The sequence below is a fragment of the Johannesbaptistia floridana genome (assembly GCF_057440575.1).
Genome location: NZ_JALKVM010000182.1, coordinates 1 through 16408, shown reverse-complemented (window position 1 = coordinate 16408; position 16408 = coordinate 1). Strand labels below are relative to the sequence as shown.

General features: G+C 36.7%; 13 protein-coding genes. 8 read left to right on the top strand and 5 right to left on the bottom strand.

Annotated features, from left to right (window positions below; all coding sequences use genetic code 11):
- Positions 1–58: 58 nt before the first annotated feature.
- Complete coding sequence (locus MW688_RS12430) at positions 59–1681, bottom strand: peptidylprolyl isomerase (RefSeq protein WP_486736320.1); 1623 nt, start codon at positions 1679–1681, stop codon at positions 59–61.
- Between the two features lie 246 nt (positions 1682–1927).
- Here MW688_RS12430 and MW688_RS12425 point away from each other — a divergent pair, with 246 nt between their 5' ends.
- The 5 genes from MW688_RS12425 (at position 1928) to MW688_RS12405 (ending at position 9349) form a co-directional block, all read left to right on the top strand.
- Positions 1928–2179, top strand: a complete 252-nt coding sequence (locus tag MW688_RS12425; protein WP_486736319.1) for a hypothetical protein — start codon at positions 1928–1930, stop codon at positions 2177–2179.
- Between the two features lie 194 nt (positions 2180–2373).
- Entirely contained in the window at positions 2374–2748 is a 375-nt protein-coding gene (locus tag MW688_RS12420; RefSeq protein WP_486736318.1) for a hypothetical protein, read from the top strand.
- Positions 2749–3321: 573 nt separating this feature from the next.
- Positions 3322–3936 (top strand): DUF4126 domain-containing protein, encoded by a 615-nt coding sequence (locus MW688_RS12415; protein WP_486736317.1) that lies wholly within the window; start codon positions 3322–3324, stop codon positions 3934–3936.
- Complete coding sequence (locus tag MW688_RS12410) at positions 3908–4828, top strand: TIGR04168 family protein (protein WP_486736316.1); 921 nt, start codon at positions 3908–3910, stop codon at positions 4826–4828. Before MW688_RS12415 ends, MW688_RS12410 begins: the two co-directional genes overlap by 29 nt.
- Positions 4829–4903: 75 nt before the next feature.
- Positions 4904–9349: a beta strand repeat-containing protein gene (locus tag MW688_RS12405; RefSeq protein WP_486736315.1), complete on the top strand. Its 4446-nt coding sequence runs from the start codon at positions 4904–4906 to the stop codon at positions 9347–9349.
- A gap of 110 nt (positions 9350–9459) precedes the next feature.
- Here MW688_RS12405 and MW688_RS12400 read toward each other — a convergent pair whose 3' ends face one another.
- Positions 9460–10524 carry a TIGR03032 family protein gene (locus MW688_RS12400; RefSeq protein ID WP_486736313.1) on the bottom strand — a complete coding sequence of 355 codons (1065 nt, stop codon included), beginning with the start codon at positions 10522–10524 and terminating at the stop codon, positions 9460–9462.
- Between the two features lie 38 nt (positions 10525–10562).
- Positions 10563–12548: a DNA sulfur modification protein DndD gene (gene dndD / locus MW688_RS12395; RefSeq protein ID WP_486736312.1), complete on the bottom strand. Its 1986-nt coding sequence runs from the start codon at positions 12546–12548 to the stop codon at positions 10563–10565.
- Positions 12549–12841: 293 nt separating this feature from the next.
- Between dndD and MW688_RS12390 the strand changes: the two genes are divergently transcribed.
- Both MW688_RS12390 and MW688_RS12385 read left to right on the top strand, forming a co-directional pair.
- A complete protein-coding gene (locus tag MW688_RS12390; RefSeq protein WP_486736311.1) occupies positions 12842–13258 on the top strand; it encodes a XisH family protein in 417 nt (138 codons plus the stop codon).
- Positions 13246–13581: an element excision factor XisI family protein gene (locus MW688_RS12385; RefSeq protein WP_486736309.1), complete on the top strand. Its 336-nt coding sequence runs from the start codon at positions 13246–13248 to the stop codon at positions 13579–13581. Before MW688_RS12390 ends, MW688_RS12385 begins: the two co-directional genes overlap by 13 nt.
- 221 nt (positions 13582–13802) lie before the next feature.
- Here the strand turns inward: MW688_RS12385 and dndC are convergent, their stop codons facing one another.
- Positions 13803–15347 (bottom strand): DNA phosphorothioation system sulfurtransferase DndC, encoded by a 1545-nt coding sequence (gene dndC, locus MW688_RS12380; RefSeq protein ID WP_486736322.1) that lies wholly within the window; start codon positions 15345–15347, stop codon positions 13803–13805.
- An 88-nt stretch (positions 15348–15435) separates the two neighbouring features.
- Positions 15436–15636 (bottom strand): hypothetical protein, encoded by a 201-nt coding sequence (locus MW688_RS12375; protein ID WP_486736308.1) that lies wholly within the window; start codon positions 15634–15636, stop codon positions 15436–15438.
- Positions 15637–15947: 311 nt separating this feature from the next.
- Here MW688_RS12375 and MW688_RS12370 point away from each other — a divergent pair, with 311 nt between their 5' ends.
- Entirely contained in the window at positions 15948–16184 is a 237-nt protein-coding gene (locus MW688_RS12370; RefSeq protein WP_486736321.1) for a GUN4 domain-containing protein, read from the top strand.
- Positions 16185–16408 lie beyond the last annotated feature (224 nt).

Below are 16408 nucleotides of genomic sequence, written 5' to 3'. Positions count from 1 at the left end.
TTTTGCAAGCCCCCACTATAATCGGTACTCCGATGATCGTGGTGGGATGTTGACTGAGTTAAATAATGACAATATTGCTAGGGGTTAAATCTGGACTACCCTCAAGAATAGCAATTTCTAAAGGTGCAACATCCCCAACAGTTCCATCTAGATCATATTGTAGACTACCACTAGTAGAATCATAGAGAAAACGATGGTCTGCACTCAATTCCTCTGAACTATCAATAAGATAAAATTGATTAGAAGAAATGGGGCCAAGATTCAGTAAATCATCAGAATTTACGGCAAAATCACTAGCAGAAATATTGATAAAATCAGCAGCAGGATTAAAATCAGCAATAGTATCCACACCTCCATCAGAAGTTAATCTATCTTCGGTAGAATTAGCAAACTCGATATCTTGATCAAAAACAAATCTATCTCTACCAGTACCTCCGTTGAGTAGATCATCATTTTCACCACCATTTATAGTATCGTTATCTTCGCCACCGAAAAGGCGATCGCTGTCTTCCCCGCCATCTAACTGGTCACGTCCATTAGCGCCTAGGAGTAAATCTTGGTCATCGCCACCGAAGAGGCGATCGTTCTCACTACCACCGCTAAGTTGATCATCGCCATCTCCTCCCAACAGCAAATCATTGTCACCGCCACTTCTTAGGTCATCATCCCCATCATTACCAAATAGTCTATCTCTACCTAATTCTCCAAAGAGAGTATCGTTTCCTTCACCACCAACAAGAATATCATTACCATCACCTCCACCTAAACGGTCTGGTCCTTCTCCTCCATCTAGGGAGTCATCTTGATCTCCACCAAATAATCTATCTCTACCATCATTACCTTCTAGAGTATCATCACCCGTGGCACCCAACAGGGTATCATTATCATCTCCGCCTCGTAATTCATCAAGGCCACCACCTGAACGTAGTTTATCTTCACCTTCACCACCCTCTAGAGTATCTCTGCCACGACCTCCAAAGAGACTATCATCTCCATCTAGTCCTAATATTTCATCATCGACATCAGTACCAATTAAAGTATCATCATCCTCAGTACCAGTAGTTACCAAAGCTTCTATGTCAATCACTTCTGCTGAGTCAATCACTGAGGCTGTCTCTAAAAACTCTTTTTGGTCTATAGGTGCATCTGTACTGATTTCAGCGATTTCATCTATAACATCAATTCCTGCTTCTATTTCACCAAAAACAGCATAATTACCATCTAAAAATTCTAAATCAGTTAAAGCAAAATAAAACTGGGAAGAAGCTGTGTCTAAAGCCGTGGCACGTGCCATGGCTATGGCGCCACGAGTATGTTTTAATTCTGGTTCTATTCCTTCAGGTAAAGTTTGATTATATAGAGGTTCTGAAGCACCTTCTGGTTTAATTTCTAGGGGAATATTGCGTCTTTCTCCCGTTTCAGGATCTATATATCCACCAAGTCCATATTGCTGAAAGGGAATATCAGAGTCTTTACTTTGGGGATCTCCACCTTGGGCTACAAAAGGATTTGGTTCTCTAATTACTCTATGAAATCTAGTACCATCGTAGAATCCCTGTACAGTTAAATCTACAAAATTTCCTGCTGTAATCGGGGCATTATCTCCATCTAGTCTAATAATTACCGGGTTGCCGTCGATAACCATCGCTATTGTAGCTTGACCTTTTAAGCTTCTTTCCATTGTTAGATTAAATATAAAATATGTTAATTATGAACAACAAGTTTTATTTTAAATTGATTTTGCTCTTATTTGAAAATCATCAGATTAGGATAATCCCGTAGAATATTTTAACATCTCGATGAATTTGGAATAATATAATGTATAATATTTAGTGTGCAACCTAAAAACTTGCATCCGAAAGTGAGACCCTGAGAAAGTCTCCAACCTAAATCTATTTTTTCTATCTCTAAATTCAACTACTTAGTATTGACTGCAATATTATTTATTTATGGTTTACTTAGCTCCTCGGCATTTGCTCAAATTAATTCTTTACCTAGTGAAGCAACTCAAGAGTTAGAACAAGAAGAATTAGACGAAGAAAGAGAATTACAAATCAACCCAGAAAGTCAACCTCAACCTCCCACGGAAGAAACACTAACTCCAAGTGAAGCAACCCAAGAGTTAGAACAAGAAGAGTTAGACGAAGAAAGAGAATTACAAATCAACCCAGAAAATTAACCTCAACCAATTGTGGAACTTTGGTTCTGTTGCCAAAAATTTCTGTTATTGTGTAACATACTTTAATTTAAAAAATAGTTTTATACTCAAATTTGAAATAAATATTAAAATTTAAATCAATGTAAATAAATAATATATACTTAATTTAGAAATTGTTTTAACAGTAAAGACTTGAATTGAAAAAAAGAATCATTATGAAGCCTTATTTACCAATCAAATTAACTTTAGCTAGTTCCTTATTGATTTTTACCTTTTCCTCACAGGTCTACTCCCAATCTACTCCTGTAATTAATGAACCAGGTTGTATTAGAGAACCTCAAGCTTTTATTCCTCCAGAAAATTTAGCAATGATGGCCTATCAAGGCTATTTAGAAAAACAAGGAATACCTGGATATCAGGTGTTTGAAACTGAGTATAAAGCAGGTAAGGTAACAGCAGAAGCTGTGGTAGAAGCAGCAGTTGAAGGCTGTTTATTAAGTGACCAGTATGGTATTCCTAGTCATAATAAATATATAGAAGAGGTTAAAGAACAAATTAATCAATTAATTGTAGAGAATGAAGGCCGTTAAAACATGAATAAGAAATTTTATTGACTCTCACTTATAATTTTATTGCTTGTAATTTTCAGGGGAAATTTTAAGAATATCTTCTCTAAACAAATTGCTAATAATACTCAACAGTAATTCTACGATATTTACCGAAAAAGGGTTATAGTAACAAGAAAATCACAAGGATAGAGTTGAATAATTTCATGACCTTGATTACCCTTATAAAGATATAGCAATTGTGGGATCTTTAGGGAAAAAAAGGTTATAGTAACAATTGAGCTGAAATTTTATTTCTATATACCATTTCAAAGGACTCATGAGGTTGTACCTAACTCCTGCCTAGGTGCCCTGTGCCTCGGAGCCTCGAAAAGGATAACCTTTGTACCTCACCAGCCTTAAAAAGGCTATATTTGCCAGCAACTATTTAAAAGTATTAGCAAGTTCAAACAAAAAATCAAAAATTTTTGAGTTTTACGGTATTAAATAGAAAAAATCAGCTCAATTATGCAATAACTAGTAAAAATCATTTGAACTGGGTAATTAGTTCAAAGTCCAGATAAATATAGTAATTAGTAGGTGTTTTAGCTAAAAATTATGGATAACTATTGGCAAATTATCTTAGAACTAATACTAGGAGTTACTCTAAGCGCTGCTGTGGGATTTAGAGTCTTTGTACCACCTTTGATACTCAGTCTATCATCTATGTATGGAAACGTAGAATTATCTCCTGAATTTGCCTGGGTGGGTTCTCCCTCAGCTTTGATTTTACTATCGGTAGCTACTTTAGTAGAAATAATTGCTTACTACATACCCTTTGTAGATAATTTACTAGATACAACACAACTTCCCTTAGCTATGGTGATTGGAACTTTAGTAACAGCTAATAGTTTGGGAGAAGTTGACCCAGTTTTACAGTGGACAGCAGCAATCATAGCAGGAGGTGGAGCCTCAGGGGCTGTGGTAGGATTAAACAGTTTAGCGAGATTGACAGTAAGTGGTTTAACAGGGGGATTGGGTAACTTTTTGTTAGCCACTGGAGAAGCAATAAGTGCCACAGCCTTATCACTAATTGTAGTGGTAGCCCCAATTTTAGCACCAGTTGCTCTAGTTTTAGTAATTTCGGCAGGAGTCTATTTATTGTTAAACTATCAAAAGTTAAAAGAACAACTGTTCTCAAAAAATGAACAATCAACCAAACAAGCAGATTAAAATCGCTGTAGTGGGAGATGTCCACGACCAGTGGGAATTAGAAGATGCAATAGCTTTAGAAAAGCTAGGAGTGAACCTAGTTCTATTTGTGGGGGATTTTGGCAACGAATCCCTAGAGGTAGTCGCCAAAATTGCCCAAATAAAGTTACCCATGGCCACAATTATGGGAAATCACGATGCGTGGTATACAGCATCAGACTGGGGAAGGAAAAAAAGTCCCTACGATCACAGTAAAGAAGATCGAGTCAGTAAACAATTAGAACTTTTAGGAAAAAGCCATGTAGGTTATGGTATACTAAATTTTCCAGAATTGAATATTTCTGTGGTGGGAAGTCGTCCTTTTAGTTGGGGAGGACCACAATGGAGAAATAAACAATTTTATCGCGATCGCTATCAGGTGAATAACTTTGAAGAGTCTACAGCGAAAATTGTAGCGGCAGCTAATCAAGCAACCTGTGAAAACCTAATTATCTTAGGACATAATGGACCGTGGGGATTAGGCGATCAACCCTTTGATTCTTGTGGAAGAGATTGGAATCCTGCTGGTGGAGATTATGGAGATCCAGATTTGACTGAAGCGATTAAGCAAATTCATAGTATGAATAAGCGTCTTAATTTAGTAACTTTTGGTCACATGCACCACCGTGTCAAGAACAATGACTCAAGAATTCGTCAAGTGATTAATCAAGATAACCAAGGAACAATCTACTTTAACTGCGCTAGTGTACCAAGAATTATCACAACTAACAAAGGAAAACAACGTAACTTTTCCTTGATAGATTGGCAACAAGGAAGAATTAGAGAAATCAGCTTAGTTTGGATAAAAGAAGATTATACAATAGTCTCTCAGCAAGTGTTTTATCAACACAAAATTAGGTACAGTATTGTATAGTTAATAAAAATATTGTCAATTAATCAAAACTAAAGTTAAATTATATATCGTGTGGTGTAAACGAGGAAAACGAAAATGTCTAATATCGAACACATTAAAGAACTTTTAACTATTTTCCAAGACGAAGAATTTATTAGAATAGATGGAACTGCAAGGGACGATAGTCTCAATGGTGCCAATGGAAACGACTCAATCAGTGGCTTTGCAGGTAACGATACTCTTAGTGGCCTAGAAGGCAACGATATTTTACTCGGTGGTGATGACTCAGATACTTTAGATGGGGGTCCAGGGGATGACACCCTAGATGGTGGCAGAGGCGGTGACAATATGTCGGGAGGTCCCGGCAGTGATACCTATCAGGTAAATAACACAGACGATGAAGTCATTGAGATACTCAGGCAAGAAGGAACAGATTTGGTAATTTCTTCAGTTCCTTTTGTATTAGGGACTGGTATAGAAAACCTAGATTTAATCGGTAATAATCCTATCTCCGGTACGGGTAACGAATTAGGGAACAGAATCAGTGGAAATGGAGCGGAAAATATTCTCCTAGGCAGTGATGGGAACGATACACTCATCGGCAACAATGGAGAAGATACTCTAAATGGCGGTGAAGGTATTGATGTATTAAGAGGCGGTAAGGATGATGATCAGTATTTTGTAGATAATGAAGAAGACGTAGTTTTAGAAGGGAGAAATGCTGGAATAGATGAAATAAATGCTTCTGTAACATATTCTCTAGCTTCAGCGGATAATGTAGAAAACATAACATTAATTGGAGAAAATCCTATTAATGCCACAGGAAACAGTGAAGATAATAATGTTATTGGTAACGATGCCAATAATTTATTAGAAGGTGGTAGAGGAGATGATTTCTTAAGAGGAAATGATGGGAATGACACCCTCGACGGCAACAGTGGCGCAGACTTTTTATTAGGGAGAAACGGGGATGATACCTACATAGTATCGGACTTTGATGACACTGTTCTAGAAAATGGAAGCAGAGAAGATATTGATACAGTAGTCACACCTCTAAGTTATATATTAGGAGATAATATAGAAAACTTAACCTTAGTAGGTGATAACCCTATCAGAGGAAATGGAAATGAACTAAATAACTTTATAATAGGTAACTCTGAGGATAACCTGATTACAGGGAGAACCGGAGATGATACTCTCAACGGTGACGACGGCGACGATACCATCAATGGAGAAGAAGGCGCCGATAGTATGATCGGGGGAAGCGGAAATGATCGCTTTTTCGTAGATAATGAAGAAGATAGAGTTCAAGAACTATCAAACTTAGAAACAGAAATAGATGAAATAAGAACAAGTGTTGATTATACTCTTCCCGATAATGTGGAAATTTTGAGAATAATCGACGATGGAAATACCGATGCTACTGGTAACGATTTAGATAACTCATTAATAGGAAATGAGGGAGATAACGAATTATCAGGTTTAGGTGGAAATGATACTATAGAAGGTCGCGAAGGAGATGATACTTTAGAGGGTGGTCCAGGTAATGATACTCTAGATGGAGGAACTGGAAACGACCTCTACAGAATAAATAATGAAGGGGACGTTATAGTTGGGGAAGAAGACAATGAAGACGATGTAGAGACAGTAGAATCAACTATTGATTTTACCTTACCAGAAAATTTAGAAAATTTGATCCTCCTAGGCAATGCAATCAATGGTATTGGTAACAGAGTCGATAACCAGATAATCGGAAACATCCAAAATAACCTCCTGGAAGGTAACCAAGGAAATGACCAAATTGAAGGCAACGCAGGAAATGATACTTTAACAGGGGGACCAGGTGATGATACCCTAGCAGGAGGTTTAGGTAACGATGAATACTTGGTGGATGATACAAATGATGTAGTAATTGAAGAACCAGGAGAAGGAATTGACACTGTTATCACAAGTGTAGATTTTGAAGTACCAGAGAACATAGAAAACATCATATTTACAGGACAAAATAACGCTACTTTAGTAGGAAACAGGGAAAATAATCGGTTAACTGGTAACGAAAACAACAACATCATCGAAGGTAGAGCAGGATTAGATACCCTAATCGGCAATGAAGGCGATGATACTCTAGATGGTGGTCTAGCAGTAGATAGTCTCGAAGGCGGTGAAGGTTCTGATACATATATAGTTAATTTAAGTAACGATGTAGTTGTAGAAACAGGAACTGGTGAGAGAGAAATCGACACAATTATCACTTCTACTGATTACGACATAGTAGAAAACGTCGAAAACATAGTTTTAGAAGGAAATCGACCCTTACAGAGTACTGGAAATGCACTAAATAATAATATGCAAGGGGATGAATTCGATAATACCCTAGCAGGAGAACAAGGGTCTGATACTCTAATTGGTGGTGCTGGGGACGATTTCCTAGATGGAGGACAAGGCAATGACCTAATGAATGGAGGTGAAGGAAGCGATACCTACATTGTTGATAACGGACGTGATGTGATCCAAGAAATAGCAAATGCAGAAGATGATGTAGATCAAGTTACAGCTTTCGTTAACTATACTTTAGACGATAACCTGGAAAATCTAGAATTAGTAGGGCAGGCTACACAGGGAACAGGAAATAATTCTGATAACGAAATTATCGGAAACGAGCTTGATAACAATCTTCAGGGTGAAAACGGAGATGATACTCTAGATGGCGGAGAAGGAAACGATCGCCTAGATGGAGGAAATGGAAATGATACTTATATCCTTGATAATCTTCAAGATACAATTATAGAAAGGGGATCAGCAAGAGATATAGATACTGTAGTCGCTCCCTTCAATTTGGATCTAGCAAATTTCCCGAGAATAGAAAACCTAGAACTTACCGGCACAGCATCCATAAACGGGACTGGAAACGATGATAATAATGAAATTATCGGTAACGAAGCTAATAACAATTTAGTAGGTCTAGCAGGGGAAGATACCATAATTGGAAACGACGGTAACGATACTCTCGATGGTACAGATGGTAATCAAACAGAGAATTCTAGTCCAGACACATTAATCGGAGGCAATGGTAACGACCTTTATTTAGTAAATGATCTACAAGATGTTGTAGAAGAAGAAGAAGATGGAGGGATTGATACGGTTGAAGCTTCTATAGAATATCCTCTCCCCGATAATGTAGAAAATATCAGAATAACCGCGGAGGGAAATTACGACTTGACCGGAAACGATCAAGATAATTTACTGGTTACAGGAGATGGGGACAATCAGCTAGAAGGATTAGCAGGAAATGATACCCTCAATAGTGGAGCAGGAGACGATACCCTCGATGGGGGAGCAGGTGCCGACTCTCTCTTAGGTGGTAGCGGCAGCGATAGCTACATAGTTAATGACTCAAGGGATGTGGTTGAAGAACCCACTGATGATGAAAATGGTGCAGGAAATGACACAGATATAGTTACTTCTTCTGTATCCTACCAGTTACCTACTAACGTGGAAAATCTAACGCTCACGGGAGAGGAAAATTTAGATGGTACTGGTAATGAACTTGACAACATTATCCAAGGCAACCAAGGAGATAACCGGATTAATGGTTTACAAGGTGCAGATACCATGGACGGAGGTCGCTCAGGAAATGACACTTATGTAGTTGATAACCCAGATGATGTAGTAATCGAAAATGGGAATGATACTGGTGATACAGTTGAATCTTCAGTAGACTATACCCTAGGAGATAATATCGAGAACTTAATTCTGATCGGTACCAATCGAATAAACGGGACTGGTAATTCTCTCGATAATCAACTCACAGGGAATAATCAGGCTAACCAACTCATTGCTGAACAAGGTAATGATACCCTCGATGGAGGAGAAGGTAATGATACGCTGATTGGAGGAGAAGGAAACGATCGCTATTTAGTTAGTAACAGTAATCAACAAATTATTGAGGAGAACAACGCAGGAACTGACGTGGTATTTGCCACCGCTAACTACACTTTAAGTGATAATATTGAAAGACTTGTCATAGAAGGAGAAGGGAACTTTTCAGCAATTGGTAATGATTTAGACAATGAGATGGTGGGTAATGACCGTAATAATGAAATTAATGGTGGATCTGGAAATGATGTAATAGAAGGCGGCCTAGGCAACGATGAAATTATCGGCGATAATGGTGATGACCGTCTAGTAGGTCAAGGGGGTCAAGACACACTCATAGGAGGTCAAGGGGATGATCTATTCGTCTACGAAAGTCCAGAAGATGGATTAGATACAATTATCAGATATGTTCCTAACGATGATACAATCCAAATAGTAGGGGCTGCTTTTTCAGATGATTTAGAACCTGGAAGTGCGATTGATTCTGATCAATTTATTATCGGTTCTAGCGCCGAAACTCCTCAACAGCGATTTGTTTACAACCAACAAGGAAATAACAGTACCCTTCTGTTTGATCCTGATGGTAGCGGTCCTATACGTCCTACTTCCTTAGCTAATTTTAGTGGTAGCGCCGACCTAACTAATAACGATATTTTCGTTATCTAAAATAAAATTAGCCTCATAGTAGTCTAGCCATATTGGTAATTAAACTAGCCTACTATCTTAAACTTTTCCTAAACTTTCATCCGATTATAAATGCCATTTTATAATCGGATTTATGATGACAAATCAGTAAATTCATCACAGGAAATAATCCGCCGAATCTCATCCTTGACAATACCAATAGCCATGGGACACCTAATATTAGGTAAAACGGCAACGTCATAAAGTTCGGTGACAATTCCTTCGATTTTTAACCAATGAACTATATCTCCAGTATTTAAGTCGATTATATATAGTCCACATCTCGGTTGGACCTGTTTCTTCTCTAAAATCTGATCTAAGGGTAAACCAGAAAAACTCTGATTGTGACGAGGTTGAGAGAGTCCGGCGATCGCATAATGATTGTGAAAAGCTAACCCTCTCAAATAACCAGGACAAAAACTAACTGGATTAAATTTACCCCTATTTAAATCAACATAACCAAATTCTCCATAACCTGAATTTAATACCCACAGACGATTATTATAGAAACGAGGAGAATGAGGCATAGATAAACCTTGACAAACGATTTCTCCCCTAGGCACTTCTAAAATACATCCCCCATCTAAGCGATGATCCCGCCAACCATCAGCCACATCACTTTGAGAAACAGTACTAACATAACCAGGTTTATTATTAACCATAGCCATACCATTCAGGTGACATCGGTCTTCTGCTGATAATTTTGAGATAAAAGGAGGAACCCACATCGGGGAAAAACTATGGGTATGGCTTACAGTAGCCAAACAACTAAAGAGAGTATTGACAAAAATTACTCTTCCTTGGTCATCTACTGCAATATCGTGAATATCTAAATCCCCCGTCACCAAGCTTGATTGGGGAATAAATACACGGTCATAAATATTGTCATGTAATTCTCCTGGTTGTAAGGCATTTTCAAATCTCCATAACTGAAATAGAGAACTAAGATAGAGAGTTTGATTATTACTCCATAAACCCATACAACGGTTAAAAGTTCTCTCAAATATAGATAGTTGATTATTTGGTTTTAATCCCACCATAAATACTTTACCCACTTGATAGGTGGTGAAAACTAAACTTAGCTTTTCTTCTGCTAACCAGGAGGTAAACTGACGGGAAGCCGATATAGATATAGATAGTGCCGGATTTTGATTCATTTTCAATTACTGTTTTTGCAAGATCTCAATATTAGTCATTACTTAAAAAAATAACCCTTTTCTACCTCAGTTTGGGATTCAGTAGAATCGTATGTCAGTAAATACTCTTTGGCGATCGCTTCACTCTTTCTTAACATTTCTACTTCTGTTTTCCCTATTTCTGTATCTGTAGATAGTAAAATCACCTGATGAGAGGCGGTGGGAAAATATCTTTCAATCAGATTGTAACGGTGAGAAGAATCCAATCTCCCTAGGGGTGTATCTATAGCTATGGGTAAATTTCGGCCCGAGACACGCGCTAAACCCCACAAAAAGGCGATCGCTAATAACTGTTTTTCCCCTGCTGAGAGACGATGTTTTGGTACTCCTTTACCATTACTATCATATAAATATATACTAAAGTTTTTACTATCAATAGCTACGCGATTCACTAAATCAGATTTATGTAAAAGATAACGAAAACAAGCTGTAACCTCCCCCTCTAGTTTATTTAATTTTTTCAAAGTTAAACGTTCTCTAAATATTGCCAAAGTTTTTTTCACCTTAGCTGCTGTTTTGATAATATGTTCACTATTTTGTTGAGCTAAATTTTCTTCTGTGTAATTTCCTAATTCTTTTTTAGACTGTTCAATTAGTTTTTTAACTTCTTCATACTCACGCTTACCTTCATCATAAAGCCTTTGGGCTTCTCTTAACTCTTGTTGGGCTAATTTTAATTCTTCATTTAACTGAGTATAAGCCTCTGGAGATGCTGCTAAAGCTAATTCTCTCTCATAACTATCTTCTATATTTTCTAACTCTGCCAATTCATTTAATATATCATCTGCCTGCTTTGTTTCTTCAGGTAGTTGATAGTCTATAACTCTCTCTAACTGTTTAAGATCTTCTTCATCTAATTTTAGCCATGGTTCTTCTTTTTCCCCAATGATTTCATTTACATAGGAATTCTCTGTATTCAGAAAATCAGTTATTTTTTCGATCTTATCTCTCTCTAAATCTATTTTTTCTAAATAATCCAGTAATTTATTTTCTCTTTCCTGCAAAACATTACGAGTCACCAAATATTCCCTATATACTTTTTCTTTCTTTGCTTGAAGTTGTGCTTGTTTCAGTAAAGGTAAAATTAATTGTAAGGGTAAAAATTTAGCACTTAGTTGACGAAGTTGTTCTCTTTTTGCTTCTACAGAGGAGTGAGTATTTTTGATTTGAGTTTCTAACTTACTTCTTTCTGAAGCGATTTTCCCTCCTTCTAACTGAAAAGCCACTAAAGCATCTTGATAATTGCTATTCTTCTTTTTTAACTGCTTTTCTAAATTAACTAATTCAGCTTTAACTAAAGCTTCTGTTTTTGTTTGCTGCGCTAATTTTAATTCAATAGCTTCTAAGGTAGCTAATTGAGATTGAGTAGCCATAGCTTTACGTTTACGACTAACTAAGACATCTAAATCTAAATCTAAACGTTCTACTAATTCTAACCCCAATAAGGTGTAAATAGCATTAATTACTGATTCTGGTGGCGCATCTAATTCTGCTAATTCCTTAACTTGTTCGCCATCGAATAAAAAAAGATTAGAAATCCCTATAGGTAAAATACGCTCAATATATTCATCCCAGGTATTCACCAAGGCACTATCTGGCCATTCTCCCTCATATACTCCTAATTGATCTTTACCATCTTTAGGGGGTTTTGTCCATAGTCTAATAATTCTCAAATCCACCCATTGATCATCGCGAATATGTTCAAAGGCTAATTCGATGCTAGTTTTCTCCTGAATAGGAGTTTTTGAATTCACACATTGACTCAAAAAATCACTATAACTCAAATTACCTCGATTAGAACATTGTGCCCTTTGTCCATATAAAGCTAAACGAATAGCATCCATGAGAGTAGTTTTACCGCCACCATTCATTCCTCCAAACAGAATAATGGGACGACTGGTATCATCTGTCTGTGGAGTTAAATCAATAATATGGCGTCCGCGATAGGGACCAAAATTTTCTAAAACTAGTTCACGAAAAATCATTTGGTAAGGAAGTGAAAAGAGTTAATATTTGCACCGAATTAGCTTAGCATATTTTTAAAGAGGAGATTGCTTAATCAAGGTATAAAAGTAAAAATATAGCATTTTTCGGACTCATGAGGTTGTACCTAACTCTCGGAGCCTCTCGGAGCCTCAAAAGGATAACCTCTGTACCTCACCAGTATGAGAATTGCTATATAGACATTCTCAAGGTTGATTGTTTGTACCTTAATTAGCAATATCGATGAGATCTGCGAACCAGATTTTATAATTCTAGATAAATAAGCAAAAAAGTAATGGCAGTTAGAGATAAGTTTCACAGAGCAGTTAAAATAGGACTAGAAAAAGAAAATTGGCAAATCACTGATGATCCATTAAGACTAGAAATAGGAGGAACTAAGTTTGAAATCGACTTAGGTGCTGAAAAATTATTAGCCGCAGAAAGAGGTGAAGAAAAAATTGCTGTAGAAATTAAAAGTTTCTTGAGTGATTCACCCTTAACAGATTATCATAATGCTTTAGGACAATTTTTAAATTATCGACTTGCTTTAGAAATTAGTGATCCACAACGTACTCTTTTTTTGGCAGTACCTATAATTACCTATGAAGCTTTTTTTAAACGAGAATTTGCCCAAATTTCCCTAGAAAAACATGAAGTCCATCTAATTATATATGATCCCCTTAAGGAGATAATTGTGCAATGGATACTATAGAATCTTATCGTCAAATCATTCAGTCCTTATTAACAGCTTATGCAGCTATACCCATTGCTAATGGTTCTATTGATTGCTATACAGTATTTGATACCCAACAAGATCATTATCAGGTAATCAATGTGGGGTGGGATAACCATAGGCGTGTTTATGGCTGTATTTTACATCTAGATATTAAAAAAGGAAAAGTATGGATTGAACAGAATATGACAGAAATAAGTATTGCTGAAGAACTAGTAAAACAAGGAATTCCTAAGGAAAATATTATAATTGGTTTTCAAGCACCAGAATTAAGACAATATACTGGTTACGGTGTAGCTTAGACTCAGATCAAAGCATCTTTTCCATCTTTAACTCATTACTCATTACTCATTACTCATTACTCAACTATAGTAGGGTGCGTTAACGTGCGTGTAACGCACCATTAATATTTTGTACTCAGTCAAGAAAGTGTAACGCACCATTAATATTTTGTACTCAGGTGCTGTTTAATTAATTATTTTTTCCGATATAAATACTTAATATTGGGCAACAGAAAATGATTTTATGATTCAGGTTGGGGATATTTAAGATTCCCCCAGGTTAATTGTTTAACTGTATTTACATCAGCATCGGCTACAGCATCTTTGAGATTACGAGTCAGATGCGCTTGGTCTATTGCTTGTTGGCGATCGCGCGAACTGGTGGCAAAACATTTTTCTAAGGCTTCATATATACCTACTCTACGAGACTTAGTATAGTATTGACGTTCTATATCTAATAATCTTGCCATTAATTCTAGATACATTTCCTCATCCCCACAGATTTCTTGGAGAATATCCCATTCATCAGATCCTAGTAAGCTATTGATGGCACTTAAATTATTATCTTGGAATTTTTTCCCAGTTACTTCTTCGTAGATTCGTGGCAAACTATCATCAAATTCGTGTTTCTCTTCTAGCCATATTCTTCTAATTTCGCTCAATTCTCCTTGAGTAATTAGAGTTATATCTTTCATTGACTCTGGAGCATTTTTGCGTATTTCTTGTTCTGCTGTCAATACTTTTTTTAACCAATATTCTCGCCATTGCTTGGTATATGGTCCTGGTATTGGTTCTATTGATTTTTCCCCCTCTATATTCCGTTCAAATAATTCTACTTTACCGTATATTCTACGAAAGTCTCTTTTATCGCGATCGTCTTCTACGTCTAATTCGTTGCGAATATCTAATAGGGGTTGTAGCCATTCTTTTTCTTCATCGTTTTGGATCATGGCTTCCATAGATTTGTCTTTGCTTACCATGGTACATACCCAACACCCAAAGCGTGAATCTCCACAACTCGGAGTAGATGTATCTACTACCAACGGACATTCATTATCTGCTGTGGCGCCTTGGTACATATTTAACAAGTCTTTATTATCATTCCCCCACGGATTTGGCCATTGCATCAGATATATCCACACTTCATCTGTTCGCCAATCTTCAATGGGAACATATATTAATGAATTGGGACGACTAGGGTTAGCGTTTAAGTGTTCATGTATTCTCCATTTCCTTTGTTTGGCCATATTTATCGCCCTGTTGGTACTTTCAGCTTTACGAGTTCCCAAAGCTAAAATAACTTCTCCACCTTTGCGGATCATCTCGCGAATAAATAAATCATTAGGTTGAATTTTGAGACGGTCTGTACACCATCTAAAACGACTACGAGGCGCGGGATAACCTTTACCGATTAAACAACTCCAAAAAGTTTGTTTTACAGAAGGATGAGTTAAATGAGGAGATATGGGCATTTCTTGTTCCACTGCCGCTACTTTCATTTTTTCTATGGATTGCCTTACCCACACAGAGACCAAAGGATTTTCCACCAGGGTATCGTTGCTGATAACATGTATAGTTTTATGACGTTGTTTAGGTGGTAAGGCGGCGATCGCATTCCAAATCAATTGCAGTACTGCGGTACTATCTTTGCCTCCACTATAGCCAACTACCCAAGGAATCTCATCCCCTCTATATAGTTCTTGAATTTCTTTTGTTAAAATTTCGATGTCTTCTACTAATTCTGGTACTGTCCGTTTAGGAAATAGAGGAATTTGTTCTTGTGTCATCAGGTTATTTGTAGACATAACATTACAATAAAGCGACGCAATGACGCCGCTTTCTTTAATTTAACTTGTTTATTATTGGTTATTATTTCTAGTTATTGCTAGTAGTTGTAGATGGTTCTGAATCTTCATTAATTTGACGTTCTACAGTTTCAATGGCAGCATTGATACCTGCCAATCTAGCTTCTAGGTCGTCGCGTACCCATTTCAAAAAGTTTAATCTACGTTCATTGTAATTGCGACGTGAACAAGATCCTTTACTTCCGCAGATAGTTTCCCAAGGTAAAAACATATTCTCTCCTAATTTTGACTTATAGATACTAGATGACTTTTATAGAGCGAGTTATTCAATAGCTGCTAGTTATATACTTTTTAGCTCAAGAAATAGCTTAATTCAGATAAAGAATTTTTGCTTTTTAGCTTCAGCTAATTAGCGACTATATATTTGATTCAAATATATAGTATGAACCAACAGCCTTGTTGTATTGGGTGATTTTTATTGTTTTACTTATTTTTGTAAAGTTATTTTAATTTTAGCATGATCAAAGCTAAAGATGTAGAAAGAAGCCTTGTATTGGTCTTCTATCAGTTTGAGAAACAGCGATCGCTTTTAAACCAAGGCTCAATGTCACTAGCTATTCTGACTATATACAAGAATTTTTAGTTCCTGGTAAATTCAAGGAAGCTGATTTAGAAACTAGTCGTCTCATCTTAGAAATCAGCACTTGTAAAAATCCAGATTCTCTAACTGCTGATCAGATCAATAGATTTTCCTGTAATGCTTTAGAAATTATTGATATAATTTGGCATAAATATAGTGAAGACCGCTTTGACTTATAGCAAGCTCGCCAATAGATGTTGACAAAAATGATGAAAAGCCCCCCTTAGCTCATATCTTCCACCAGAACTTATGTACTAATTTTTAAGGAAAAATGTTCTTTATGGTTAATTCTCTATAATCTTTGTATCCTAGAGGTTTAACATCAATTCTCTTACTCATTACTTCAAAACTTCAAAACTCATTACTCAACCACAACCAGTAACTTTTGATAAAGATGCAAGAT

Bases quoted from the DNA above. Each gene is read 5' to 3' on its own strand.
- dndC (WP_486736322.1), bottom strand. From the start codon at position 15,347: ATGACACAAGAACAAATTCCTCTATTTCCTAAACGGACAGTACCAGAA.
- dndD (WP_486736312.1), bottom strand. From the start codon at position 12,548: ATGATTTTTCGTGAACTAGTTTTAGAAAATTTTGGTCCCTATCGCGGA.
- MW688_RS12375 (WP_486736308.1), bottom strand. From the start codon at position 15,636: ATGTTTTTACCTTGGGAAACTATCTGCGGAAGTAAAGGATCTTGTTCA.
- MW688_RS12390 (WP_486736311.1), top strand. From the start codon at position 12,842: ATGGCAGTTAGAGATAAGTTTCACAGAGCAGTTAAAATAGGACTAGAA.
- MW688_RS12415 (WP_486736317.1), top strand. From the start codon at position 3,322: ATGGATAACTATTGGCAAATTATCTTAGAACTAATACTAGGAGTTACT.
- MW688_RS12430 (WP_486736320.1), bottom strand. From the start codon at position 1,681: ATGGAAAGAAGCTTAAAAGGTCAAGCTACAATAGCGATGGTTATCGAC.
- MW688_RS12400 (WP_486736313.1), bottom strand. From the start codon at position 10,524: ATGAATCAAAATCCGGCACTATCTATATCTATATCGGCTTCCCGTCAG.
- MW688_RS12385 (WP_486736309.1), top strand. From the start codon at position 13,246: ATGGATACTATAGAATCTTATCGTCAAATCATTCAGTCCTTATTAACA.
- MW688_RS12410 (WP_486736316.1), top strand. From the start codon at position 3,908: ATGAACAATCAACCAAACAAGCAGATTAAAATCGCTGTAGTGGGAGAT.
- MW688_RS12420 (WP_486736318.1), top strand. From the start codon at position 2,374: ATGAAGCCTTATTTACCAATCAAATTAACTTTAGCTAGTTCCTTATTG.
- MW688_RS12405 (WP_486736315.1), top strand. From the start codon at position 4,904: ATGTCTAATATCGAACACATTAAAGAACTTTTAACTATTTTCCAAGAC.